The 23,955-nt window shown below is 60.0% G+C and carries 23 protein-coding genes and 2 pseudogenes; 18 read left to right on the top strand and 7 right to left on the bottom strand.

What is annotated here, in order from left to right; translation table 11 throughout:
- The first annotated feature begins 8 nt into the window (after positions 1–8).
- From FFI16_RS10910 to FFI16_RS30775, 3 genes are all read left to right on the top strand, one after another.
- Complete coding sequence (locus FFI16_RS10910; protein ID WP_138815292.1) at positions 9–1,028, top strand: alpha/beta fold hydrolase; 1,020 nt, start codon at positions 9–11, stop codon at positions 1,026–1,028.
- 159 nt (positions 1,029–1,187) lie between these two features.
- The gene (locus tag FFI16_RS10905) at positions 1,188–3,350 is read left to right on the top strand and encodes a TonB-dependent siderophore receptor (RefSeq protein WP_138815291.1); all 2,163 of its coding nucleotides are present in this window, start codon (positions 1,188–1,190) and stop codon (positions 3,348–3,350) included.
- A gap of 183 nt (positions 3,351–3,533) precedes the next feature.
- Positions 3,534–5,027 carry a methyl-accepting chemotaxis protein gene (locus FFI16_RS30775; protein WP_138815290.1) on the top strand — a complete coding sequence of 498 codons (1,494 nt, stop codon included), beginning with the start codon at positions 3,534–3,536 and terminating at the stop codon, positions 5,025–5,027.
- Between the two features lie 25 nt (positions 5,028–5,052).
- Here FFI16_RS30775 and FFI16_RS10895 read toward each other — a convergent pair whose 3' ends face one another.
- Both FFI16_RS10895 and FFI16_RS10890 read right to left on the bottom strand, forming a co-directional pair.
- Positions 5,053–6,033, bottom strand: coding sequence for a ketopantoate reductase family protein (locus tag FFI16_RS10895; RefSeq protein WP_138815289.1), 981 nt, complete (start codon positions 6,031–6,033; stop codon positions 5,053–5,055).
- Positions 6,034–6,154: 121 nt separating this feature from the next.
- Entirely contained in the window at positions 6,155–6,643 is a 489-nt protein-coding gene (locus FFI16_RS10890; RefSeq protein ID WP_138815288.1) for a DUF2867 domain-containing protein, read from the bottom strand.
- Positions 6,644–6,779: 136 nt separating this feature from the next.
- On the opposite strand from FFI16_RS10890, the gene FFI16_RS10885 reads away from it, so the two are divergent.
- The 11 genes from FFI16_RS10885 to FFI16_RS10840 all read left to right on the top strand — a co-directional run bounded on the left by FFI16_RS10885 (position 6,780) and on the right by FFI16_RS10840 (position 15,567).
- Positions 6,780–7,082, top strand: a complete 303-nt coding sequence (locus FFI16_RS10885) for a helix-turn-helix transcriptional regulator (RefSeq protein ID WP_017138928.1) — start codon at positions 6,780–6,782, stop codon at positions 7,080–7,082.
- Positions 7,083–7,146: 64 nt separating this feature from the next.
- Positions 7,147–8,121 carry a zinc-dependent alcohol dehydrogenase family protein gene (locus FFI16_RS10880; RefSeq protein ID WP_138815287.1) on the top strand — a complete coding sequence of 325 codons (975 nt, stop codon included), beginning with the start codon at positions 7,147–7,149 and terminating at the stop codon, positions 8,119–8,121.
- Between the two features lie 41 nt (positions 8,122–8,162).
- Entirely contained in the window at positions 8,163–8,495 is a 333-nt protein-coding gene (locus tag FFI16_RS10875) for an antibiotic biosynthesis monooxygenase (RefSeq protein WP_138815286.1), read from the top strand.
- 63 nt (positions 8,496–8,558) lie between these two features.
- Entirely contained in the window at positions 8,559–8,732 is a 174-nt protein-coding gene (locus FFI16_RS30460; protein WP_178112664.1) for a hypothetical protein, read from the top strand.
- Between the two features lie 243 nt (positions 8,733–8,975).
- Positions 8,976–9,596, top strand: coding sequence for a LysE family translocator (locus FFI16_RS10870; RefSeq protein ID WP_138815285.1), 621 nt, complete (start codon positions 8,976–8,978; stop codon positions 9,594–9,596).
- Positions 9,597–9,650: 54 nt separating this feature from the next.
- Positions 9,651–10,052, top strand: a complete 402-nt coding sequence (locus tag FFI16_RS10865; protein WP_138815284.1) for an ester cyclase — start codon at positions 9,651–9,653, stop codon at positions 10,050–10,052.
- Between the two features lie 50 nt (positions 10,053–10,102).
- Entirely contained in the window at positions 10,103–10,582 is a 480-nt protein-coding gene (locus FFI16_RS10860) for a VOC family protein (protein WP_138815283.1), read from the top strand.
- 194 nt (positions 10,583–10,776) lie between these two features.
- On the top strand, positions 10,777–11,751 hold the full coding sequence (locus tag FFI16_RS10855; protein WP_138815282.1) for an alpha/beta hydrolase: 975 nt from the start codon (positions 10,777–10,779) through the stop codon (positions 11,749–11,751).
- A 285-nt stretch (positions 11,752–12,036) separates the two neighbouring features.
- Positions 12,037–12,888 carry a 4-hydroxy-tetrahydrodipicolinate synthase gene (gene dapA / locus FFI16_RS10850; RefSeq protein WP_138815281.1) on the top strand — a complete coding sequence of 284 codons (852 nt, stop codon included), beginning with the start codon at positions 12,037–12,039 and terminating at the stop codon, positions 12,886–12,888.
- A 139-nt stretch (positions 12,889–13,027) separates the two neighbouring features.
- Positions 13,028–14,404: a cystathionine beta-synthase gene (locus FFI16_RS10845; RefSeq protein WP_138815280.1), complete on the top strand. Its 1,377-nt coding sequence runs from the start codon at positions 13,028–13,030 to the stop codon at positions 14,402–14,404.
- Positions 14,401–15,567: a cystathionine gamma-synthase gene (locus FFI16_RS10840; RefSeq protein ID WP_099549649.1), complete on the top strand. Its 1,167-nt coding sequence runs from the start codon at positions 14,401–14,403 to the stop codon at positions 15,565–15,567. Before FFI16_RS10845 ends, FFI16_RS10840 begins: the two co-directional genes overlap by 4 nt.
- Before the next feature lie 119 nt (positions 15,568–15,686).
- Here the strand turns inward: FFI16_RS10840 and FFI16_RS10835 are convergent, their stop codons facing one another.
- Positions 15,687–17,885 carry an OsmC domain/YcaO domain-containing protein gene (locus FFI16_RS10835; protein WP_138815279.1) on the bottom strand — a complete coding sequence of 733 codons (2,199 nt, stop codon included), beginning with the start codon at positions 17,883–17,885 and terminating at the stop codon, positions 15,687–15,689.
- A 131-nt stretch (positions 17,886–18,016) separates the two neighbouring features.
- On the bottom strand, positions 18,017–18,673 hold the full coding sequence (locus FFI16_RS10830; protein ID WP_138815278.1) for an O-methyltransferase: 657 nt from the start codon (positions 18,671–18,673) through the stop codon (positions 18,017–18,019).
- Positions 18,674–18,784: 111 nt separating this feature from the next.
- On the opposite strand from FFI16_RS10830, the gene FFI16_RS10825 reads away from it, so the two are divergent.
- From FFI16_RS10825 to FFI16_RS10815, 3 genes are all read left to right on the top strand, one after another.
- The gene (locus FFI16_RS10825) at positions 18,785–19,417 is read left to right on the top strand and encodes a TetR family transcriptional regulator (RefSeq protein ID WP_138815277.1); all 633 of its coding nucleotides are present in this window, start codon (positions 18,785–18,787) and stop codon (positions 19,415–19,417) included.
- Between the two features lie 283 nt (positions 19,418–19,700).
- Positions 19,701–20,990 (top strand): FAD-binding oxidoreductase, encoded by a 1,290-nt coding sequence (locus tag FFI16_RS10820; RefSeq protein WP_138815276.1) that lies wholly within the window; start codon positions 19,701–19,703, stop codon positions 20,988–20,990.
- Between the two features lie 244 nt (positions 20,991–21,234).
- Entirely contained in the window at positions 21,235–21,795 is a 561-nt protein-coding gene (locus FFI16_RS10815; protein ID WP_138815275.1) for a cysteine hydrolase family protein, read from the top strand.
- Positions 21,796–21,799: 4 nt separating this feature from the next.
- On the opposite strand, the pseudogene FFI16_RS30650 reads toward FFI16_RS10815, so the two are convergent.
- The 3 genes and pseudogenes from FFI16_RS30650 to FFI16_RS10800 form a co-directional block, all read right to left on the bottom strand.
- Positions 21,800–21,979, bottom strand: a pseudogene (locus FFI16_RS30650) (DNA mismatch repair protein MutT); the annotation flags it as partial.
- Positions 21,951–22,382, bottom strand: a complete 432-nt coding sequence (locus tag FFI16_RS10805) for a VOC family protein (protein WP_138815274.1) — start codon at positions 22,380–22,382, stop codon at positions 21,951–21,953. The pseudogene FFI16_RS30650 and the gene FFI16_RS10805, both read right to left, overlap by 29 nt.
- The gene (locus FFI16_RS10800) at positions 22,379–22,825 is read right to left on the bottom strand and encodes an HIT family protein (RefSeq protein ID WP_138815273.1); all 447 of its coding nucleotides are present in this window, start codon (positions 22,823–22,825) and stop codon (positions 22,379–22,381) included. Before FFI16_RS10800 ends, FFI16_RS10805 begins: the two co-directional genes overlap by 4 nt.
- Before the next feature lie 709 nt (positions 22,826–23,534).
- Here FFI16_RS10800 and FFI16_RS30595 point away from each other — a divergent pair.
- Positions 23,535–23,744 (top strand): annotated as a pseudogene (locus tag FFI16_RS30595) (chemotaxis protein); the annotation flags it as partial.
- Between the last annotated feature and the right edge of the window lie 211 nt (positions 23,745–23,955).

Genomic DNA, 23,955 nt, shown 5'->3' with positions numbered 1-23,955 from the left:
GGCTCGCCATGCACGCTCAGTTGAAACGCCACCCACTTTTCCTGGCCCTTGCCCTGTTGCCATTGGCTGCCATGGGCATGGCCCATGCCGAGATGCCCGAACCGCAAACCCCGCCAGCGCAGCATCAATCGGCCTTCGGGGCGCTTAAGCAGATCAAGGCCGGCCTGCTGGATGTGGCCTACGCCGAGGTCGGCCCGGCCAATGGCCAAGTGGTGATTCTGTTGCATGGCTGGCCCTACGATATCGACAGCTACGCCAACGTCGCGCCGCTGTTGGCTGCCAAGGGCTACCGCGTGTTAATCCCATATGCGCGGGGTTATGGCGGCACGCGTTTTCTGTCGGATAAAACCTTACGCAATGGTGAACCGGCAGCGCTGGCCCAGGACGTGATCGATTTCATGGACGCGCTGAAGATCAAACAGGCGGTACTGGGCGGTTATGACTGGGGCGCGCGCTCAGCAGATATTGTCTCGGCGCTGTGGCCGGAGCGGGTCAAGGCATTGGTGTCGGTCAGTGGCTACCTGATCGGTAACCAGGCTGCCGGCAAAAACCCGCTGCCACCCAAAGCGGAATTGCAGTGGTGGTATCAGTTCTATTTCGCCACCGAACGCGGCGCCGCCGGTTACCAGAAAAACACCCACGACTTTGCCAAGCTGATCTGGCAGACCGCCTCACCGAAGTGGGCCTTTGACGACGCCACCTTCGAACGCAGCGCCAAAGGCCTGGACAACCCCGATCACGTGGCCATCACCGTATTCAATTACCGCTGGCGCCTGGGCCTGGTGCAGGGCGAAGCGCAATACGCTGCCCTGGAGCAAACACTCGCGCAGTCACCGAGCATTGGCGTGCCGACGATCACCCTCGAAGGCGACGCCAACGGTGCGCCGCATCCGTTACCTGAGGACTACGCCAAACGCTTTACCGGCAAGTACCAGTTCCGTCTGGTGAGCGGCGGCATCGGCCATAACCTGCCGCAAGAAGCGCCGGCGGCATTTGCCAAGGCCGTGATAGACGCCGATCAGCTGTGACGGGCTCTAGCCATATGCCACCCTGGAAAATGTGAAATTTTAGTTAACTATGTCTCCCCAAAGGCTTTTTTGCTTCGGGCGGATCTGCCACACTAATGCGAATAATTATCAACAGTTTTATTATTCGCTAGGGACGGCGTTCAGGGGAGACTCCGTTTCATGTCCGTGCAACTTCATGTTGGCAAAGCATTTACACCCAGTTTGATGGCGTTGGCGGTTTGTCTTGCCAACTCACCTGCGGCCTTCGCCGCCGACGCGCAACAACCGCCCGAAGTGGTTGAGTTAGGTGCGACGCAGATCAACACCGAGCAAGTCCTCGGTGCGACGACCGAAGGCAGCCAGTCCTACACCACCGGCTCGATGGCAACCGCGACCAAACTGCCGCTTACCCTGCGTGAAACCCCGCAAGCGGTCACGGTCATTACCCGTCAGCGGATGGACGACCAGGCGATGACCAGCATCAACGACGTGGTAAAAGCCACGCCGGGGCTGTTCCTGAATTTCTCCAGTGGCCCTGGCCGACAGTCCTACACTTCACGTGGTTTCGACATCGACAACCTGATGTATGACGGCATCCCCACCGGCTATAACGGCGTTTCAGTCGGCGCCCAGCCGAACCTGGCAATGTTCGACCGCGTCGAGATCGTGCGCGGTGCCACCGGTTTGGTAACCGGCGCCGGCAACCCTTCGGCAGCCATCAACCTGATACGCAAGCGGCCACTGGATGAGCAAAAGGTTACTCTCACCGGCGCCGCCGGCAGCTGGGACGACTACCGTGGCGAGCTGGACGCCTCCAGCCCACTCAATGACAGTGGCACATGGCGCGGCCGGGTCGTGACCTCTTACCGTGACGCCAATGGTTTTATCGACAAAGCCAAGGAAGACCATGGCCTGTTCTATGCCGTCACCGAGGCAGACCTGAGCGAAGACACCACTTTGACCCTCGGTTTCTCGAACCAAAAGGACAAGACCAACTACTTCTGGGGTTCTTCGATGGTTGGCCAGGACGGCCATCACTTGAACCTGCCGCGCTCCTACAACCCAGGGACCACCTGGGAGAACAAGGACCAGGAGATCAACACGGTGTTTGCCGAGCTGCGTCAGCGCCTGGCCAACGACTGGAAACTGCAGATCAACGCCAACTACGCCGAACAGAACGCACTGTTCTCGGGTTCCTACCAATCACGCTGGGTCAACAACACCCTGGCGCGCACGGTTTACCAGGCCTCTTACGATGAAGACCAGGCCGGCGTCGACGCCTTCGCCAGCGGCCCCTTCCAGGCCTTCGGGCGTACCCATGAATTGGTGGTCGGCGCCAGCCGCCGCATCTATGACATGACCACCCACAACTACAGCCCGTACAACTTGAACTGGCCACTGACGGCGGGCAAACCGGACTTCGTCCACACCACCAACGACCGCGACGTCACCACCCAGGACGGTGTCTACCTCACCACACGCCTGAGCCTGTCCGACCCGTTGAAGCTGATCCTCGGCGCCCGTCTGGACTGGTATGACTACGATGCCCATGGCAGCAACGATGGCGATTACCATGTAACGCGCAACCTCACCCGCTACGCCGGACTTATCTACGACCTGGACGACCACCACTCGGTGTATGTCAGCTACAGCGACATCTTTACCCCGCAGAGTGACAAGGACAGCACCGGCACACCGCTCAAACCGATTGTCGGCAAGAACTATGAGGTCGGTATCAAGGGCGAATACCTGGGCGGCGCATTGAATGCGAGTGTCGCGCTGTTTCGTGTAGACCAGGAAAACCGTGCCGTGGCGGTGGTGGTGCCGAACTGCCCGCAGGCATCCTGCGCGGTAGCCTCAGGCGAGATTCGCAGCCAGGGTATCGACATGGAACTGCAGGGCGCATTGACCCCTAATTGGCAGGTTGGCGGCGGCTACACCTATGCGCGCACCCACACCATCAAGGATGACGCCAACCCGCAAAAGGTTAACAAACAGTTCGACACCGACGTCCCCGAACACCTGTTCAAACTGACCACCAGCTATCACTTCCAGGGCGCTCTGGAAAAGCTCCGTGTGGGCGGCAACATCTCCTGGCAGAGCCGCCTGTATAACGACTTCCAGGTCGCCGACGGCAGCACTTACCGCCTCAAGCAAGGTGCCTATGCCGTGACCGACCTGATGGCCGGCTACAAGGTCAACCAGCATCTGGACCTGCAGCTCAATGCCAACAACATCTTTGATCGTACGTATTACCAGTCCATCTCGAACTCCGTGAGCTATGGCGGTGACTCCTACGGCGCACCGCGCAATATGATGGTGACCGCCAAATATAGCTTCTGATCCTGTTTGTATTTTCGGTCGCCCGCTCGGGCGGCCGTTCTTAAGACTTCCTGTCCACTGCCGATAACGATTTGTTACAGCTGATCCGGCAAAAAGCCTGATACCTGCTTTGCTTTTTACCAGCGGCCCATCGTGGCACGCCGCATGCTTTGTTCCTGGCTCGACCACATGGAGTAAGAGTGAATGCCCGCACGCGCCCGTTTCCTGGAGCACTACCGCAAAGCCGACCGCATCATGCTGGCGTTGATCTGGCTGATGTTTCTATTCTCCCTGGGCCTGGCCTTCTGGCACGACACCTGGCTGCAAGCCGTGGTCGTCGGCGGCGGCGCCAGCGTGGTGCTTACGCTGCTCTATCGCGCCCTCGGTGGCACCCGTTTGATGCGCTGTCTGCTCGGCGCCGGCCTGATGGTCATGGCCGCGCTGCATATCAACCAGGCGCAGGGCCTGATCGAAGCGCACTTCGGTATCTTCGCGCTGCTGGCGGTGCTGACGTTTTATCGCGACTGGCTGCCGATCCTCGTCGCGGCGGTGACCATCGCCGTCCACCACGTGGTGTTTCATGCGTTGCAGCATCAGGGTTTCCCGGTATTTGTGATGGACCATCACGGCGGCTGGAACATGGTATTCGTACACGCCTTCTACGTGGTGATGGAGACGGTCGCCCTGCTCTACCTCGCCATTCATAGCCAGGCCGAGGCGGTAGAAAGCCAGGAGATGCTGGAAAAAATGCTCGCCGTGACGTCCCAGCTCACGGTAGAAACCGCCCAGGGTGAAGGCAAGGCGCATGTGTCCCTGGCCAAGCGTTTCGACCACTTCCTGCAGCAGATCACCCACCTGATCGATGGCGTGACCCGCGACTCCCACGGTCTCGGCCAACTCGGCCAGGCCCTGGCCAGCGCCAGCGGCACATTGGAAAAAGGGGCGCGCCATCAACTGGTCGAAATCAACCAGATGACCGACTCAATGCAACGCATGGAAGACGCCACCGGCCACATTACCCTGCACGTCGAACAAGCCGTGGAACACGCGGGCAAGGCCAGCCAACAGATTGCGCGAGGCCAGGACAGTGTCGGTCGCGCCCGGCATGAAATCACCCAATTGGCCTCACGCATCAACGGCACCAATGAGACGGTGCAAGGCCTGGCCACGCAAGCCGAGCAGATCGGCTCGGTACTCGAAGTGATCAGCAGCATCGCCAATCAGACCAACCTGCTGGCGCTCAACGCCGCCATCGAAGCCGCCCGCGCCGGCGAGCAAGGCCGAGGTTTTGCAGTGGTCGCCGACGAGGTCCGCAGCCTGGCGCAACGCACCGCCGTTTCCACTCAGGAAATCAAACAGATCATCGAAGGCCTGCAACACGGCAGCCGCCAGGCCGTCGAGGCCATGCACGACAGCCAGGCAGGTGTAGCGCGTTGCGTAGAGGACAGCCAACTGGCGGTGGACATGTTGCAGGCCGTGGGCGCCGACATCGCGCATATCGACGAGCTGAACGGGCGAATCGTTACGACCACCCGCGAACAGACGTCGGCCAACCTGGAGATTGTCGGGCGCTTGCAGTCGGTGCAGAGCATTGCGCAAAGTACCGCGGATGATGTGGAAACCCTGGCGCGCAGCAGTGAGCAGTTGCCGCCGATTGCGGTAAGGCTGGATGCGTTGGGGCGCAGGTTTCACTCCTGAAAAAAAGCCTCAACGTGAGGATGGCTCAGCCTGGCAGAATCCCCAGGTTTTTTGCCCGCATCCGCGCCAGGGCATACACGGTACGCGTGCGAGGTATCGGTGCCCCGACGCGATCGGCCACTGAAACAAGCGTGCCAAGGATGGCCTCGATCTCGACCGGCTTGTGCCCCTCAACGTCTTGCAGCATCGAGGTTTTGACCTTGCCGAGCTTGCGGGTGATGGCAATGCGTTGCGCGGAATCAATCTGAGGGGCAATGCCCAGTGCGCGGCCCAAATCCAGCAACTCGTCCATCATGCCGATGAACAAGGCGTGCAGGAATGGGTCGTCGATCAGCTCATCGGTCGCGCAACCCACCAACAGGCTGACCGGGTTGAAGCAGGCATTGCCCAGGAGCTTCAACCATATTTCCTCGCGCACATTGGCGTGGGCGTGGGCGTCAAAACCTGCGTCACAAAAAACCTGGGTGGTGGCATCCACGCGCGCGCTATTGCCACCGGTCGGCTCGCCGAACACTATTCGGCTTCCGGACATGTGCTTGATCACACCGGGACTCAGCACGGTACATGAGGCAAATACAACGCAACCGACAACGGCTGCAACGGGCACAGCCTTTTCTATCGCGCCAACGGGGTCGACAGCCTCAAGACGCATACCCGCCAAAGCGTCTGCCGACTGCAGGAAATACCACCAGGGCAACCCATTGAGTGCGGGAATTACGATAGTTTGCGGGCCAATCAGTGCCTTGGCCTGTTCCACCACACTGGGCAGTGCCGGCGCCTTGACGGCAAATATCACCATGTCCTGAATGCCAAGCTCTTCAGGTACGCAGGTCGCTTTCAGCGGCGCAACCAACACTTCATCGCCTGTGTGCAGTTTCAACCCATGCTCACCAATAGCGGCGAGTGTTTCGCCACGCGCGACCACGCTGACATCGTGGCCAGCGGCGAACAATTTGCACGCCAGGAAACCACCGATTGCTCCAGCACCTACGACTGTGACACGCATGGGTAAACCTCACTGAGAGAGTGGAACAGAATACTGGCTAAACAGGCCAGAACAAGCCCGTCTCATTGAAAACAGCCGCACTTGGCTCAAACCCATCAGCCAAGGCAAACATAGCCACAGGTTACTTTTGCAGCGCATCCAGCTTGCGTTTCAGTCGCCTCAAGTCATTGTTGACGATGAGCTTGTGCACCGGCCCCACCGGCAACATGTACAGGCGCCCAAAGGTGTTATGGGTGATCACCGATGAGGTGATCGTAAACACGCGGTCACTGACAGACAGACAAATCATCACATCCAGGTGCCGGTCGCGCTCGGTCAGCACCAACCTATCGGGAGTACTGTGCTCCACCAGAAAGAAGTCCAAGCGCTCGCCCGCCTGTACCGCATTTTGCGGTGTGCCGGAGAACCCACCGATACGTTTCACCCCAAACAGCGACGAAATCCCGTCGCGGATTCGAAAAGCCAACTGCATCGGCCACCCGCGCTCGGCGGTCACAATGTTCCAGGCCTCCAGTGCGGTGACATCAGTTGGCAACATGACCGACCTGCGGTCGTAGTAATCCAGCTCTGCAGGTGTGCCCAGTGTGTGAATAACATCTGTAGTAACCAACTGATTTCTCCCTGAAAAGCGCGGTTGGTGATGAAACCGGGTGATGCCTGCAGGCGCAGGTTATTTTGCAGGGCTGCTCAAGTAAAGCGCGGGACAGGCTGGTTGACATATCGATAATTCTCGATATGATCCGCCCATGGAACTACTCGACGTATTCAAAGCCCTCTCAAACCAGACACGCCTGGAAATACTGAAAGGTTTGAAAGACCCCGAAAAGAACTTCCCCGCACAAGATGAGGGTGACGTTCACACGGTGGGCGTGTGCGTAAGCAGTATCCAGGAAGGCATCGGCCTTTCGCAGTCCACCGTGTCGGGCTACCTGGCCACCTTGCAACGGGTGGGGTTGGTCGAAGTCACCCGTATCGGGCAGTGGACCTACTACAAGCGTAACGAGGCAAACATCCGTGTGCTTGCGGAGATCATAGGCAAAGAGTTGTAGGTTTTTTTTATCGCAATATATCTAGTTTTCGCGATATCTCTTTTTATCGAAACGAGGATGAGCAATGAAAGCATTGATACTCAACGCATTTGGCGGCCCGCAAGCGTTCGAACTTCGCGACGTGCCTAAGCCCGTCCCCCATGCCGGGCACGTGTTAGTGCAGGTTTACGCCACTTCCATCAACCCGTTGGATTATCAGGTGCGACGTGGCGACTACCCTGACCTGGTGCCCTTGCCGGCGATAACCGGGCACGACGTTTCCGGCGTCGTCGAAGCCCTCGGGCCAGGCGTCACTGCTTTTGCACCAGGCGATGAGGTTTGGTACACCCCGCAAATATTTGACGGCCCCGGCAGTTACGCCGAGTACCACGTGGCGGCCGAACACATCATCGGCAAAAAGCCTGCAGCCCTGAGCCACTTGGAAGCCGCGAGCCTGAGCCTGGTCGGCGGCACCGCCTGGGAAGCGCTGGTGGTGCGCGCGGCGCTGCGGGTCGGCGAGAGCGTTCTGGTACATGGCGGCGCAGGCGGCGTCGGCCATGTGGCGATCCAACTGGCAAAAGCCATCGGCGCCAAGGTGTTCACCACCGTACGCAAAGCCAACATTGAGTTCGCCCGCAGCCAGGGCGCCGATGTGATCATCGACTATGAAAAGGACGATTACCTTGAGGTCATCCTGCGCGAAACCGCTGGTCGTGGCGTTGATGTGGTGTTTGACACCATCGGCGGCAACACCTTGGCCCGCAGCCCCGACGCACTCGCGCAACTGGGCCGTGTGGTGTCGATTGTGGACATTGCGCAGCCGCAAAATCTGGTTAACGCCTGGGGCAAGAATGCCAGTTATCACTTTGTCTTCACGCGGCAGAACCGCGGCAAGCTGGATGAACTCAGCGCGTTGGTAGAACGCGGACAACTGCGGCCACACGTGGGTGAGGTGTATTCGCTGGCAGATATCCCGCTCGCCCACGCGCGGTTGGAGCGTCGCAATAACGGCCTGCAGGGGAAGATTGCGATTGCCGTCGCGCCGTCGCTTCTCGCGTGAATATAGCGGTTTAAGGTTGAAAACTTGCCTGGAGAAACATCATGGTTTACGAGATCGCGCTGCTGCCGGTTTACAAAGCACAATTCGAAGCGTTTAGAGCCGCATTTGCCGAGGTCTTGCCGCTGCTCAGCCGCGCTAAAGGTTACGGTGGGCATATGCTCGCGCAAGGGGTTGAAAGCCCAGAGGTGTTCAACTTGATAGTGCGCTGGGAGACCTTGGAGGATCACACGCCGGGGTTTGAGGCGAGTGAAGATCATCGTGTGTTTATGTCGGGGTTGGAGGCGTACTTCTCTGCAGAACCGGCGGTTTACCATGTGGAGGCGTTTGCCTGTGGAACTTCTCTAAGCAACGATGTCAATTTAATGGCTCGCTAGCGCAGCAAAAGCAGCATGGATCAGTCAGCGTCAGGCTACTTCCTGACACCCATGGAGAGAATAATGAGAGTCATCATTGCAATGTTGTTGATGCTCAGTGGTTACGCTTACGCCGGGTGCGGCAACATCAGCGACAGCGATCAACGCGCTTATTGCAATGCCAAGAGCAACGGCCAAAGCTGCGGCAACATTCAAGACAGCAATTTACGTAACGAGTGTGAAGCCGCGAAGCGCTGAGCCGCCCGCGAGATGGGACCAGCCTTCGCGCTGGCCCCGTCCATCTTTTATCTTTGTGCACGCCTCTGGCCGGCGCGGTGAACCCAACACTTTTAAAGTGAAAGCACGCGTACTTAGGGATCATTGCGTCGCATCAAAACACTCATGGTATTTCACCGCGCCTGGTGCGGTTTTTGCGGATTGTCCAACCCCCTCAAGACCCTTTATCCTCCTCGCTCCCGCTCGACTCACTCCGGAGCCGCCATGGACCTCGCCACCCTCGCCCTATTCTTGCCCGCCTGCTTCGCCCTGAACATGGCGCCCGGCCCCAACAACCTGTTGTCCGTGAGCAACTCCACCCGCTATGGCTATCGCGCTTCTTGCCTTGCAGGTATTGGCCGTTTGCTGGCCTTCGCCGGCATGATCGCCCTCGCCTCTGCCGGCTTGGCGGTGGTGCTGCAGACTTCGGAGCTGCTGTTCTACGGGATCAAGATTCTCGGTGCGGCGTATCTGTTTTATCTGGCGTTCCAGTTGTGGCGGGCTAATCCGCAAAAAGAAGCTGAATCAGCGACGGACAGGGTGGGATTGTGGGCCTTGGCGCGTCAGGAGTTTCTGGTAGCGGCCGGCAACCCGAAAGCCATCCTGATCTTCACCGCGTTCCTCCCGCAATTCGTGGTGCCCGGCCAACCGATCACCCCACAATTCGCGCTGCTGGGTGCGATGTTCCTGGGCCTGGAATGGATCGCCATCAGCGCCTACGCCTACATGGGAACGCACATGCGCCGCTGGTTTGCCGAACCCAGCGGCAAGCGGCTTTTCAATCGTTGCTGCGCCGGGTTGTTATCGGCGGCGGCGACGGTGTTGTTGATGGCGCGCAGGGCGTGAGGGCCGCCTGGCACACTTCACGAACATGGACACCCTGAATGGGGAGAACGCGACATGACCCGAACCGAACTCGCCGACTTTTACCAAGGCTACATCGACTGCCTCAACCGTCAGGACTGGGAGCACCTGGGCCACTTCGTCCACCCGCAGGTGACCTACAACGCCACCGCTGTCGGCCTGGCAGGCTACCGCGCGATGCTGGAACGCGACTTTCGTGAGATCCCCGACCTGGTGTTTCGCATCCAACTGCTGGTAGCCGACCCACCGACCGTCGCCAGCCGGTTGAATTTCACCGTGAGCCCCAGCGGTGAATTCTTCGGGCTGCCGATCAATGGCAGGACCGTGACCTTCGATGAAAACGTGTTCTACGAGTGCCGCGACGGGAAAATTGCGCAGGTCTGGTCGGTGATCGACAAAGCCGCGATAGCCCAACAGCTAGCACCCGATCAGCCTTGAGCGACCATCGTCTAGACTCTCTACACCCAACCAACCCGTGGAGACCCAAGATGAACAAAAACACCCTCTGCCTCTGGTACAACGGCACCGCCTTGGAAGCGGCGAAGTTCTACGCCGAGACTTTCCCGGACAGCGCGGTGAAGGCCATACATCACGCCCCCGGCGACTTTCCGGCAGGCAAGCAAGGCGACGTGTTGACCGTCGATTTCACCGTATTGGGCATCCCGTGCCTGGGCCTGAATGCTGGCCCGGCATTCCCGCACACCGAGGCGTTTTCATTCCAGGTGGCCACAGACGACCAGGCCGAAACCGACCGCTATTGGAACGCCATTATCGACAACGGCGGCCAGGCCAGCGCTTGCGGCTGGTGCAAGGACAAGTGGGGCGTGTCCTGGCAGATCACCCCACGCGTGTTGTCTGCGGCGGTGACGCATGCCGACCCGGCCATCGCCAAGCGTGCGTTCGAGGCGATGATGACCATGACCAAGATCGACGTGGCCGCTATCGAAGCTGCGGTAGCTGGGCGTTGAACGCAACACAGATTTAATGTGGGAGCGGGCTTGCTCGCGAAAGCGGTGGGTCAGTCAATTTAACTGTCACTGATACACCGCATTCGCGAGCAAGCCCGCTCCCACAGTTGACCGAGTAAGGCTTGCCGACTCCCACGCCCGCTCGCACTCTGGCATCCTTACGCCCTCAGTCGTCGAACGCGAGTCTCAGGCCCATGCACCATGGCGTAAAAGTTGAACCGCGCACCATCCCAGTCCCAAGCTCGATCAGCGCCCCGGCCCAGGCGACACTCCAGCGCCTGGTCGGGGCTGATGGCGTGCCGCTGAACGCACTGCACAGCATGCCCGCGCCGCACGACCACGATGGCTGGCGTCAGCTGCAAGCCGTCGTCGCCCAGAACTACGCCAGCGCCAATGCCGGGCAGGCGGACGCCCTGCGCGCCAACCTGCACACCCTCACGGTAGAAAGTGCCACCGTGCACGTGGCCACACCGCCGGGCCACACGCCCTTTGCCTACATTGATCTGCACGGCGGCGCACTGGTGTTCGGTGGCGGCGAAAATTGCCGTATCGCCGCCGGCAAGCAGGCCGACCTGCACAACTTGATTTGCTACGGCATCGATTACCGCATGCCGCCCGATCACCCGTACCCGGCGGCGCTGGATGACTGCGTGGCCACCTACCGCCATGTCCTCAAGCACCATGCGCCTGAGCACATCGTAATTGGCGGCCGTTCGGCAGGCGGCAACCTGGCGACGGCAATGGTCTTGCGCGCCCGTGACGAAGGGTTGCCGATGCCGGCGGCGCTGGTACTGCTTTCGCCGGAGGTCGACCTGACCGAATCCGGCGACAGTTTCCACGTCAACCGCACCGTCGACGTGGTTCTGCCCATGCCGCTGATGAGCACCAACCTGCTGTATGCCAATGGCGCAGACTTGTCCCACCCGTACCTGTCGCCACTGTTTGGTGATTTGGCTGGCTTCCCGCCGACCTTCCTGCAAAGCGGTACACGCGATCTGTTCCTCTCCAACACCGTGCGCATGCACCGCGCCTTGCGCCAGGCGCAGGTGCCGGCAGTGCTGCATGTGTTCGAGGCCATGCCCCATGGCGGCTTCATGGGCGCACCGGAAGATGCGGAGCTGGCAGCCGAGGTCGCCGCGTTTGTGCGCGAGCATCTGCGGCGGGGTTGACACATCCCGTCACATCCCCTGAAGATGAAGATCTTATTCAGGGTGTGCCAGCGCATGTCAGCAGCGTCTTTCGATAACCTTTGCGTCATTGGCTTGTTTGCCAAGGCGCAAGGTTGCGTTGCGCGCGCCCTCAAATCGAAGAAACAGTCGCTCATGTGACCGGGGCGCGCTGTCCCGTCAGATGAGCTGACAGGACATTGAGCGCGACGGACCACACCTCCTTCTGCACAATCCCCTCTGGCCTTCTGACGGTGACTTTAGCGGTCAACCATCAGGAGAAAGTGCATGTCATCGTTTCAAGGTATCTGGGTGCCCGTGGTCACGCCGTTTCACAATGGCGCCATCGACTTTATCGGCCTGCACCGGCTGGTCAGCCACCTGTTGGAAAAACACGTGGCCGGGATCATGGTTTGCACCACCACCGGTGAAGCCGCGTCGTTGAGCCGACAGGAACAGCTCGCCGTGCTCGATGCGGTACTGCAATGGGTGCCCGCACAGCGGGTGGTGATGGGCCTGGCGGGCAACAACCAGATAGAACTGCTGCACTTTCAAACTGAAATTCTCCAGCGCCCGATAGCCGGTCTGCTGGTGCCCGCACCCAGCTATATCCGCCCTTCCCAGGCTGGCCTTGAGGCGTTTTTTCGCACGGTGGCAGATGCCTCGAGCGTGCCGATTGTGGCCTACGACATTCCCTACCGTACCGGCGTAACCTTCGAACAGGCCACGCTCCTGAATATCGTCAAACACCCGCGCATCGCTGCGATCAAAGACTGTGGCGGCAACCTGGCCACGACCCTGGCGTTGATCGCCAGCGACCAGGTCGATGTGCTGTGTGGTGAGGATATCCAGATCTTCAATGCGCTGTGCCTGGGCGCCAGTGGCGCGATTGCGGCCTCGGCGCATGTGCGTACCGAGGCCTTTGTGGCGCTGTGCCAGCAAGTGCGCGATAACCAATTGGCCGAGGCCAGGGCGACGTTTTTCACGTTGCTGCCGCTGATCAACACTATGTTTATGGAACCCAATCCGGCGCCGGTCAAGGCGGCGTTGGCCTTGCAGGGCTTGATCGGCAGCGAACTGCGCGCGCCCATGCAAGCGGCCAGTGCGCGCGTACAGCAGGCATTGGCCGAGCTGCTGTAAGCGCCCCGTCGGGTTCATGCGCCAAAAAAAGACATCCAACGGACCGCCCGGTTGCGACCGGCGCGATCCCGGCCTATGTTCCAAGGCACGCTTTTACTTTGCTGCACCACCTCTGTCTGCTCGCAACCAAGGTGAATTCATGCCCAGCCTCCCACGTCCCGCCGTGCTCGAACTGATCGGCAACACGCCGCTGGTCAAGGTCAGCCGTTTCGATACTGGCCCTTGCGCACTGTTTCTCAAGCTTGAATCACAGAACCCGGGTGGTTCGATCAAGGACCGCATTGGCCTGGCCATGATCGACGCCGCCGAACGCGACGGCCGCCTGCAGCCGGGCGGCACCATCATCGAAGCCACCGCCGGCAACACCGGCCTGGGCCTCGCGCTGGTCGGCCGAGCCAAAGGCTACCGTGTGGTGCTGGTGGTGCCCGACAAGATGTCGACTGAAAAGGTCTTGCACCTCAAGGCCATGGGTGCCGAAGTACACATCACCCGTTCCGATGTGGGCAAAGGCCACCCCGAGTATTACCAGGATGTGGCCGCGCGCCTGGCCAAAGACATTCCCGGGTCATTCTTTGCCGACCAGTTCAACAACCCCGCCAACCCGCTGGCCCACGAAACCAGCACTGCCCCGGAAATCTGGGCGCAAACCCAGCATGATCTGGACGCGATTGTGGTCGGTGTCGGCTCGGCCGGTACCCTCACCGGCCTTACGCGCTTCTTCAAACGCGTACAGCCCGAACTGGAAATGGTGCTGGCCGACCCGGTGGGCTCGGTGATGGCCGAATACAGCCGCAGCGGCAACATGCAAACGCCCGGCTCCTGGGCCGTGGAAGGCATCGGCGAAGACTTTATCCCCTCGATTGCCGACCTCTCCAGCGTGCGCCATGCCTACTCCATCAGCGATGAAGAAAGCTTTGACCACGCCCGCCAGTTGCTCAAGGCCGAAGGCATCCTCGGCGGCTCATCCACCGGCACCCTGCTTGCCGCCGCGCTGCGTTATTGCCGCGAACAAACCGAGCCCAAGCGCGTGGTCACCTTCGTCTGCGACACCGGTACCCGGTACTTGTCCAAGGTCTACAACGACCAATGGATGAACGACGCGGGCCTGTTGCAATACAAACATTACGGCGACCTTCGCGACCTGATCGCGCGCCGCTTCGAAGACGGCCGGGTGATCAGCGTCAGCCCCGACGACAGCTTGCTCACCGCCTTCCAGCGCATGCGCCTGGCGGATGTCTCGCAACTGCCGGTGCTGGTGGACGGCCAGAAGCTAGTGGGTGTAATAGACGAATCCGACATCCTGCTGGGCCTGCATCAGGACGCCACACACTTTTCCATGGTAGTGGCCGATGCCATGAGCAACACCTTGCAAACCCTGGCCCCCAGCGCCAGCCTGGCCGAACTGCAGGCGGAACTGGATCGCGGCCTGGTTGCCATTATTGCCGACACATCAGGCTTCCACGGCCTGATCACCCGCGTCGACCTGCTTAACCATCTACGGAGATCCCTTGCATGAGCCTGCCCGATAAAAGCGCGTTTGCCACCCGTGTGATCCATGCCGGGCAATCACCCGACCCGACCACGGGCGCGCTGATGCCGCCGATCTACGCCAATTCCACCTATTTGCAAGACAGCCCCGGCGTACACAAGGGTTTTGATTACGGGCGCTCCCACAACCCCACGCGGTTTGCCCTGGAGCGCTGCGTGGCCGACCTGGAGGGTGGCAGCGCGGCGTTCGCGTTTGCTTCCGGGCTGGCGGCAATCTCCACCGTGCTGGAACTGCTGGATGCCGGTGCGCATATTGTCTCCGGCAACGACCTGTACGGCGGCACCTTCCGCCTGTTCGACAAGGTGCGCCAACGCAGCGCCGGGCACCGCTTCAGCTTCGTCGACCTCAGCGACCTGTCGGCCTTTGAAGCCTCGCTGCAGAGCGACACGCGCATGGTCTGGGTCGAGACCCCGAGCAACCCGCTGCTGAGCCTAACCGACCTCAGCGCCATTGCGCGCATCTGCCGCGATCGCGGCATCATCTGCGTGGCCGACAACACCTTCGCCAGCCCATGGATCCAGCGCCCACTGGAGCTGGGCTTCGACATCGTGGTGCACTCCACCACCAAATACCTCAACGGCCACTCCGACGTGATCGGCGGTATCGCCATCGTCGGCCACAACCCGGAACTCGCCGAGCGCTTGGGCTTTTTGCAAAACTCGGTCGGCGCGATTGCCGGGCCGTTCGACGCCTTCTTGACCCTGCGCGGGGTAAAAACCCTGGCACTGCGCATGGAGCGCCATTGCAGTAACGCCCTGGACCTGGCCACCTGGCTGGAGCAGCAGCCGCAAGTGTCGCGGGTGTACTACCCGGGCCTGGCCTCACACCCGCAGCACGCACTGGCGCGCAAGCAGATGCGCGGGTTTGGCGGGATGATTTCGGTGGACTTGAACAGTGACCTGGCCGGCGCCACGCGCTTTCTGGAAAACGTCAAGATCTTCGCCCTGGCCGAGAGCCTCGGCGGCGTGGAAAGCCTGATCGAACACCCGGCGATCATGACCCATGCAAGCATTCCGGCGGCGACGCGGGCGCAGTTGGGGATAGGCGATGGGTTGGTGCGGTTGTCGGTGGGGGTTGAGGATGTGGAAGACCTGAGAGCCGATCTGGCCCAGGCGTTAGCGCTTATCTAACCACCGGACTCGGTCAAATGTGGGAGCGGGCTTGCTCGCGAATGCGGTGGCTCAGTCAATTAATCTGGCGACTGATGCACCGCATTCGCGAGCAAGCCCGCTCCCACAGGGGTTTTGTGTCAGGCTGAAGTGACGTTGGCCCGCGCCGAGTGCAGCTTCTTGTAGCTCTCGATCAGGCGCAAATGCCGATCCAGCCCTTCCAGCTTCATGCTGGTCGGCGTCAGGCCATAAAACCGCACACTGCCATCGACCGAACCAATCACCGCATCCATCCGCTCGTTACCGAACATCCGGCGGAAGTTGGCCTCGTAATCGGCAAGCTCCAGGTCGTCGTCCAGCTGCATCTCCAACACCGCATTCATCGCCTGGTAGAACAGGCCGCGCTCAGCGGTGTTGTCGTTGTATTGCAGGAACATCTCCACGCACTCCTTGGCCTCCTCATATTGCTGCAAGGCCAGGAAGATCAGCAGTTTCAGCTCCAGGATGGTCAACTGGCCCCAGGCCGTGTTGTCGTCGAACTCAATGCCGATCAAGGTGGTGATGTCGGTGTAATCGTCCAGCTCGCTTTCGATCAGACGCTCGACCAACGCCTGCAACGCCTCCTCGTCAAGGCTGTGCAGGTTGAGGATATCGGCGCGGAAAAACAGTGCCTTATTGGTGTTGTCCCAGATCAGGTCGTCCACCGGGTAAATTTCCGAGTAGTCCGGCACCAGGATCCGGCAAGCCGTAGCGCCCAGATGTTCGTACACCGCCATGTAGGACTCTTTGCCCATGCCTTCGAGAATACCGAACAGGGTGGCGGCCTCTTCGGCGTTGGAGTTTTCACCCTCACCCGAGAAGTCCCACTCGACAAATTCATAGTCCGACTGCGCACTGAAGAAACGCCACGACACCACGCCGCTTGAGTCGATAAAGTGCTCGACAAAGTTGTTAGGCTCGGTCACCGCCTGGCCTTCAAAGGTCGGCTGCGGCAGGTCATTCAAACCTTCAAAACTGCGGCCCTGGAGCAGTTCGGTGAGGCTGCGTTCCAGCGCCACTTCCATGCTCGGGTGAGCGCCGAACGAGGCGAATACACCGCCGGTACGCGGGTTCATCAGGGTGACGCACATCACCGGGAACTCGCCGCCTAGGGACGCATCCTTGACCAGCACCGGGAAGCCCTGGGCCTCCAGGCCTTCGATGCCGGCGACAATGCCGGGGTATTTGGCCAACACTTCTGCGGGCACATCCGGCAAGGCGAACTCGCCTTCGATGATCTCGCGCTTCACCGCACGCTCGAAAATCTCCGACAGGCACTGCACCTGGGCTTCAGCCAAGGTATTGCCCGCGCTCATGCCGTTGCTGAGGTAGAGGTTTTCGATCAGGTTGGACGGGAAATACACCACCTCGCCGTCGGACTGGCGCACGAACGGCAGCGATACAATGCCGCGCTCTTCATTGCCCGAGTTGGTGTCGAACAGGTGCGAGCCACGCAGCTCGCCCTCACGGTTGTAGACCTTCAGGCAGTAGGCGTCGAGGATTTCACTCGGCAGTTCATCCTTGGGCCCGGGCTGGAACCAGCGCTCATCCGGGTAATGCACGAACGGCGCGTTGGCCAGCTCCTCACCCCAGAACTGGTCGTTGTAGAAGAAGTTGCAGTTGAGCCGCTCGATAAACTCGCCCAACGCCGACGCCAGTGCGCCTTCCTTGGTCGCGCCCTTGCCGTTGGTGAAACACATCGGCGAGTGTGCATCGCGGATATGCAACGACCATACGTTGGGCACGATATTGCGCCACGAGGCGATCTCAATCTTCATGCCCAGGCCGGCGAGAATGCCGGACATGTTGGCGATGGTCTGCTCCAGCGGCAGGTCCTTGCCGGCGATGTAGGTGCCCGCCTCGGACGCGGAATTGGGCATCAACAATGCCTGGGCATCCACGTCAAGGTTTTCGACTTCTTCGATGACAAATTCCGGCCCGGCCTGCACCACTTTCTTCACCGTGCAGCGGTCGATGGAACGCAGGATTCCCTGGCGGTCCTTGTCGGAAATGTCCGCCGGCAACTCCACCTGAATCTTGAAGATCTGGTTGTAGCGGTTTTCCGGATCAACGATGTTGTTCTGCGACAGGCGAATATTCTCGGTTGGAATATTGCGTGTTGCGCAGTACAGCTTCACAAAGTACGCCGCGCACAACGCCGACGAAGCCAGGAAGTAATCGAACGGCCCCGGGGCCGAACCGTCGCCTTTGTAGCGAATCGGCTGGTCGGCAATCACCGTGAAGTCATCGAACTTGGCTTCAAGCCGAAGGTTGTCGAGAAAGTTGACCTTAATTTCCATGCGGGCACACCAGAATAACGAGCTAAACAAATTGGCCGCCATTATGAAGATTTTCGCCGGGAAGTCTCAGGGTTTTGCGAATCGGCTGCCGATCGGTGCTAACGGCCGGCCACCGCTCGTTGAACCAATCCTCAGCCGAGGCGAATCGACAGTTCGATGTCATCGGCAAACGGCACCGACAGATAGCCGTTTGCAGGCGCGCGCACATGCGCCAGGTATTCAGGGCAGTAGTTGGTATTGTCAGCCACCACCAGCGCGCCCGGCCGCAGGTGCTTCTCCACCAGGTTCAACACGTCGCCATACAGCGACTTGGCGCCATCGAGCAGCAGCAGGTCGACTGATTGCGGCAGGTTCGCAGCCAGCGAGACCAACGCATCACCTTCACGCACTTCGATCAGGTCGCTCACGCCACCTTCAATGAAGTGCTCACGCGCCAGGGCGATCTTCGACGGTTCGAATTCGCTGCCGATCAGCACGCCGCCGCCGTTGTCGCGCAGTGCGGCAGCCAGGAACAGGGTGGACAAGCCAAACGAGGTGCCGAACTCGACAATCGCTTTTGCGTGGCTGCTGCGGGCCAGCATGTAGAGCAGGTTGCCGGTGTCACGCGAGACCGGCAGCCACAAGTCCTTGAGCATCGTGTAAAGCTCCAGGTATTCGGTTTTGCTGTGCATCAGGCGGTTGCGCTCTTGCGGCGACACAGTGTCGATGAGCGGGCTGGTGGCCGCATCGGCTTGGGTGTAAAGGCGTTCGATCAAGGCGGCGAGAGGCGCGGTGGTCAGGGTGGTCATGATTGATTTCCGTAGGATGGGGACTAAGATGCGACTAATTCGTCGCATTAAAAGTATGCGAGTGATTCATCGCATTCGCTATTCGCGTTCGCCCAGCGCTTGGAGCCGTAAATGACCACCCGCCAGACTGCGCGTATTTCCTCGCGCAAACAGCCACAGCAGGCACGCTCCACCGAACTGGTGGCGGCGATTCTCGAAGCGTCTATTCAGGTTTTGGCCAAGGAAGGCGCCACGCGTTTCACCACCGCGCGGGTCGCGGAAAAAGCCGGGGTGAGTGTCGGTTCGGTATACCAGTACTTCCCCAACAAGGCCGCGATCCTGTTTCGGTTGCAAAGTGATGAGTGGCAGCAGACCACCCAAATGCTGCGCGACATTCTCGAAAAAACCGCAGTCGCGCCCCTGACCCGCCTGCGTACCCTGGTGCATGCATTTATCCATTCCGAGTGCGAGGAGGCGCTGATGCGCGGTGCGCTCCACGACGCGGCGCCGCTGTACCGCGACGCGCCGGAAGCGGAACACGTGCGCGCGGCTGGCCGGCAAGCGTTTGAGGCATTCATGCACGAGTTACTGCCCGAGGTGCCCGACGCAACCCGCGCACTGGCGTGCGACCTGATCCGCAGCACGCTGGGTTGCGTGGGCAAGGACTTCTCCATGAGCCCGCGCACCGCCGCCGAGATTGAACTGTATGCCGATGGTATGGCCGCTATGTTCAGCGCTTATGTGAATGAACTCAATCGGGCCTGATTGTTTAACAAAGCCATACCTGAAGGTTCACAAACGGCGATTGAATGCACCCACGCACGATGGGAGCATCGGCGACCATGATTTCGCGCCTGTGTTTGATCCGTAGTGCCCTGCTCCCTTCCTTCGCGAAGGTGCAGAGGCGTTCCTGCGAGAACCCGCTGTTCAATCACATCCTGGCCTTCTGGGCGCTGTGGCATTGCCGCCATGCACGCCCACCTGATGCACCCTTCTGATCCACGTCGAATACGCCTTACCGGCATTCATTTATCAGAAGGATCACCCCATGACCGCAGCTTTGCGCAGCCCCTCGTATTACACCGCCAGCCTCAACGACGCCACCCAGTACACGACCTTGCAAGGCCAGGTCAGCGTGGACGTGGTGATCATCGGCGGCGGTTTCACCGGCGTTGCCAGCGCCGTGGAGCTCGCTGAACGCGGGCTCAAGGTGGCGATTGTCGAGACCCATCGAATCGGCTGGGGCGCCAGCGGGCGCAATGGCGGGCAAGTCACCGGCAGCCTGTCGGGCGACGAGGCCATGCGCGAACAGATGCGCAAACGCCTGGGCGATGAGGTGGATGATTTCATCTGGCACTTACGCTGGCGTGGGCACGCAATCATCGAGCAACGCGTGAAAAAATACGCGATTGACTGCGACCTCAAGCACGGCCATCTGCATGCCGCGATGAAACCCTCGCACATGGCCGAACTGCGCGCCTTTCACGACGAAGCACAACGGCGCGGCATGGGCGCTCAGGTCAGCCTGCTCGATCAGGCCGGTGTGCGTCAGCACCTGGACAGCCCGTTGTACCTGGGCGCCCTTAAAAACACCCGCAACCTGCACTTGCATCCGCTGAACCTGTGCCTGGGCGAAGCGCGCGCCGCACACAGCCTGGGCGCGCTGATTTTCGAGAATTCAGAAGTGCTGGAAATCGTGCATGGCGAACGCCCGGCGGTGATCACCGCCCAAGGCCGCATCGATGCGCACCAGGTGCTGCTGGCCGGCGATGTGTACCACAAGCTCGAACCCAAACAGCTCAAGGGCAAGATCTTCCCGGCCATGGGCGGCATTGTCACCACCGCCCCCCTGGGCGAACTGGCGCATCAGATCAACCCGCAGGACCTTGCGGTGTACGACTGCCGGTTTGTACTCGACTACTACCGCCTCACCGGCGATGGTCGGCTGTTGTTTGGTGGCGGCGCCAACTATTCCGGGCGCGACTCACGCGACATCGCCGCAGAACTGCGGCCCTGTATCGAACGCACGTTCCCGGCGCTCAGAGGCGTGGATATCGAGTTCCAGTGGAGCTGCGCCATGGGCATCGTGATGAATCGCATCCCGCAATTGGGCAAGCTCTCGGACAACGTCTGGTACTGCCAGGGCTACTCCGGGCATGGCATCGCCACCAGCCACATCATGGGCGAAATCATGGCCGAAGCGCTGACCGGCACGCTGTCGAAGTTCGACACCTTCGCCGGGTGCAAACACATCAAGGTGCCGCTCGGCGATGTGTTCGGCAACCCGATGCTGGCAGCCGGCATGTGGTACTACCAGATGCTCGAAAAGCTGCGCTGACCCGCGGTCAATGCACAGAAACAAGATTCATCGAGTGTAAAATGATCTCAATGTGGGAGCGGGCTTGCTCGCGAAAGCGGTGGACCAGTCAATTGATGCATCGACTGACACGCAGCCTTCGCGAGCAAGCCCGCTCCCACATTGGATAGATGTACATCGTGAAAGTGGGCTTCGAACAACAGCCCTGTTTTAGTACGCCCAATCGCTGCTATCTTTCCCCCCTGATCAAGCCAAGGAATGTGCCATGGAGCCGCTAGCCACAAACGCCGCATTGTTGATCATCGACATGCAGCAAGGCATGCACGACCCCAAGCTGGGGCGACGCAACAACCCCGACGCCGAGGTGCAGATACAGCATCTGCTGCGTGCATGGCGACAATCCGAGCGCCCCGTGGTGCATGTACGGCATATGTCCCGCAGCGAAGGCTCAGTGTTTTGGCCGGGCCAACCGGGCTGTGAGTTCCAGCCGGCACTGGCACCGTTCAAGGATGAGCATGTGGTGGAAAAAAATGTCCCGGACGCGTTCGCCGCCACCGGGCTTGAGCGCTGGCTGCATGGGCGTGGGATCCGGCAAGTGGTGATCGTTGGGGTGATCACCAACAACTCTGTCGAGTCCACGGCGCGCTCCGGCGGCAACCTGGGTTTTGAGGTCACCGTGGCGGCGGATGCCTGCTACACCTTTGATCAAACTGATTTATCGGGCCGACTCTGGCCTGCCGAGGATGTGCATGCACTGTCGCTGAGCAACCTGGCGATGGATTACGCCAGGGTCACCGGCACTGCCGATATCCTGGCCATGCTTTAAAAAATGCCTGCCTGCTAAAGGTTTCCCCGGCTTCAACACCACCGCCGGGCGTCACCCAGTCGTTCCTGCCGGCCAGTGCGCCGTCCTTGTGAACGAAGCAGAACAGCAGCACTGTTCGCGCCGGGCTGATCACCAACAGGCGTGCGGCTTTGCGCTCACGCGTTGGCCCGCGCCCTTTCGCCAAGCCGCTCTACCAGTCTCACCAGATAACCATCGGGGTCCTGTACCAGAAACTCGCGCTGCCCGACCTCGACTTCGCCCGCCCGGTACCACACGTCTTTGCTGGCTTTGAACACGGGATACGCTGCCCGTTCCAGCCGTTGAATAACCGGGAGCACCGCCGCGACATCTATCTGCAGGTTCATGCCGCGTCCAAATGGCCGTTCCAACGCCCCCGTGAGCCATTGATTGGCGAGTGGGTCGACTTGCTCAAGCATCACCTGAGCGCCGTCCTGGTCGAGATACGCAAAGCCGTCTTCCAGGCGTTGATAAGCCACCTTGAACCCCAGGCAACCTACCCAGAAATCAAGGCTCTGGTTCAGGTCAGTCACCATCAATTCCGGGACCAGATTATTTCTTTGCATCAACCAATTTCCATTGCGGATTTGAGTAGCTGCGCGATCGTGTTGCGCAACTCACCGTGCTGCTCTTCAGCGTAAGGGGGCGCGGTTTTCCAGTCGTAGAACCACACCGGCATCCTGCGTTTGTCCTCCGGCTCCGAGGCATAACGCGGGAAAATATGGCAGTGCAACTCCGGCTCCGAGTTGCCCAGTATCTCGTAGTTCATGCGCAAGGCACCGGTAGCGGCCAGCACTGCATCGCCAAGACGGGCCATATCGAGCAGGTACGTTGCACGCGCCTCGGTGTCCAGATCATTGAGGCTGGCAACCACCGGGTCAGGCAACAACAGGCAATAGCCCGGCAAGAACTGCACATCGCCCATCACCGCCCAGCCCGAGGCCATGCGGCAAATGACCTTATCGTTGGCACCATTGCGGGCCAGCGCTACGCGTTCCGTGATCAGTGGCATGCATTGTCCTTAATGAGAAAATACCGATGGCATCTTAACTGTGATAACACTGCGGGGCTCAACACTTTCAACTTGGCGAGTCCCTATGCGAATCACCTGCCTTCATACCGCAGCCAGCAACATTGCAGTCTTTGACGCAGCTGCACATGCGCTGGGGATCGCACCCGCCGTTCTGCAGCATGAGGTGCGCGCCGACCTTCTGGCTGCGGCGGAAGAAATAGGTGGTCTCACGCCTGAAATTGCGGCCTCAACCGCCAACGCATTGCTCTCACTCGCTCAACACGCTGACGTCGTGCTGCTCACCTGCTCGACGTTAGGGCCATCGGTTGATGAAATTGACGAGCGCATCCCGTCATGCATTCTCAGGACGGACCAAGCCCTCGCCCTCACAGCCGTTCAAGCAGGCGGCAAGGTCGTGGTGTTATGCGCCGTCGAAACCACCCTCGCTCCCACCTCAAGCCTGTTCCAACGCGCAGCGTTACACTCGGACGCAAACGTTGACGTGCAGTTGGTTCCAGGCGCCTGGGCGCTGTTCAAGGCGGGCGATGTGGGTGGCTACCTGTCGACCATCGCCAAAGCGGCCGATCACGCCTATATCGATGGCGCATCCGTGGTTGCGCTGGCCCAGGCCTCCATGGGCGGGGCCGCTGTTCTCGTGACGGCAGGGCCAGCGCCGCTGACCAGCGCGACCGCCGGCTTGAAAGCTGCCTTGAAGGCAAACGAGATCCGCGACCAGACCCTGCAGATATCCGCCGCCGAGGAACAACACAGCGTGGCCGAGGAGATCAACTGGAATATTCGGCAGACCCATGACGAGACAAGGTTGGTGGACCTGGCCAATGCTGCGCAGGATGATTCGGGGCGGTTGGCGGGCCTGTCGTATGAGTTAAGTGGGCTCGTTGGACGCTTCAAGTCGTAAGCACTGAAACCAATCAGGCCCCCTGACGAAACATGAGGCCTATTTTATACCCGCCGCAAACACATCTATACGCATCAAGCAGACAACAAACCAATCTTAATAATAAATCAGCAACTCGCCCTCATTGAACATTCTTTGCATAAAAGAAAATCAACTATCAGTTAGCTCAAACGGATATAAAAAACTGTTACTTCTTACAGGTTAATAGCGT

Source organism: Pseudomonas sp. KBS0710, assembly GCF_005938045.2.
In the GTDB taxonomy this organism is placed as follows: domain Bacteria; phylum Pseudomonadota; class Gammaproteobacteria; order Pseudomonadales; family Pseudomonadaceae; genus Aquipseudomonas.
This window is presented reverse-complemented; position numbering and strand designations above follow the sequence as displayed.

Coding starts and splice junctions, on each gene's coding strand:
- FFI16_RS10910 (WP_138815292.1), top strand. CDS start 9: ATGCACGCTCAGTTGAAACGCCACCCACTTTTCCTGGCCCTTGCCCTG.
- FFI16_RS10905 (WP_138815291.1), top strand. CDS start 1,188: ATGTCCGTGCAACTTCATGTTGGCAAAGCATTTACACCCAGTTTGATG.
- FFI16_RS30775 (WP_138815290.1), top strand. CDS start 3,534: ATGCCCGCACGCGCCCGTTTCCTGGAGCACTACCGCAAAGCCGACCGC.
- FFI16_RS10895 (WP_138815289.1), bottom strand. CDS start 6,033: ATGCGTGTCACAGTCGTAGGTGCTGGAGCAATCGGTGGTTTCCTGGCG.
- FFI16_RS10885 (WP_017138928.1), top strand. CDS start 6,780: ATGGAACTACTCGACGTATTCAAAGCCCTCTCAAACCAGACACGCCTG.
- FFI16_RS10880 (WP_138815287.1), top strand. CDS start 7,147: ATGAAAGCATTGATACTCAACGCATTTGGCGGCCCGCAAGCGTTCGAA.
- FFI16_RS10875 (WP_138815286.1), top strand. CDS start 8,163: ATGGTTTACGAGATCGCGCTGCTGCCGGTTTACAAAGCACAATTCGAA.
- FFI16_RS30460 (WP_178112664.1), top strand. CDS start 8,559: ATGAGAGTCATCATTGCAATGTTGTTGATGCTCAGTGGTTACGCTTAC.
- FFI16_RS10870 (WP_138815285.1), top strand. CDS start 8,976: ATGGACCTCGCCACCCTCGCCCTATTCTTGCCCGCCTGCTTCGCCCTG.
- FFI16_RS10865 (WP_138815284.1), top strand. CDS start 9,651: ATGACCCGAACCGAACTCGCCGACTTTTACCAAGGCTACATCGACTGC.
- FFI16_RS10860 (WP_138815283.1), top strand. CDS start 10,103: ATGAACAAAAACACCCTCTGCCTCTGGTACAACGGCACCGCCTTGGAA.
- FFI16_RS10855 (WP_138815282.1), top strand. CDS start 10,777: ATGCACCATGGCGTAAAAGTTGAACCGCGCACCATCCCAGTCCCAAGC.
- dapA (WP_138815281.1), top strand. CDS start 12,037: ATGTCATCGTTTCAAGGTATCTGGGTGCCCGTGGTCACGCCGTTTCAC.
- FFI16_RS10845 (WP_138815280.1), top strand. CDS start 13,028: ATGCCCAGCCTCCCACGTCCCGCCGTGCTCGAACTGATCGGCAACACG.
- FFI16_RS10840 (WP_099549649.1), top strand. CDS start 14,401: ATGAGCCTGCCCGATAAAAGCGCGTTTGCCACCCGTGTGATCCATGCC.
- FFI16_RS10835 (WP_138815279.1), bottom strand. CDS start 17,885: ATGGAAATTAAGGTCAACTTTCTCGACAACCTTCGGCTTGAAGCCAAG.
- FFI16_RS10830 (WP_138815278.1), bottom strand. CDS start 18,673: ATGACCACCCTGACCACCGCGCCTCTCGCCGCCTTGATCGAACGCCTT.
- FFI16_RS10825 (WP_138815277.1), top strand. CDS start 18,785: ATGACCACCCGCCAGACTGCGCGTATTTCCTCGCGCAAACAGCCACAG.
- FFI16_RS10820 (WP_138815276.1), top strand. CDS start 19,701: ATGACCGCAGCTTTGCGCAGCCCCTCGTATTACACCGCCAGCCTCAAC.
- FFI16_RS10815 (WP_138815275.1), top strand. CDS start 21,235: ATGGAGCCGCTAGCCACAAACGCCGCATTGTTGATCATCGACATGCAG.
- FFI16_RS10800 (WP_138815273.1), bottom strand. CDS start 22,825: ATGCCACTGATCACGGAACGCGTAGCGCTGGCCCGCAATGGTGCCAAC.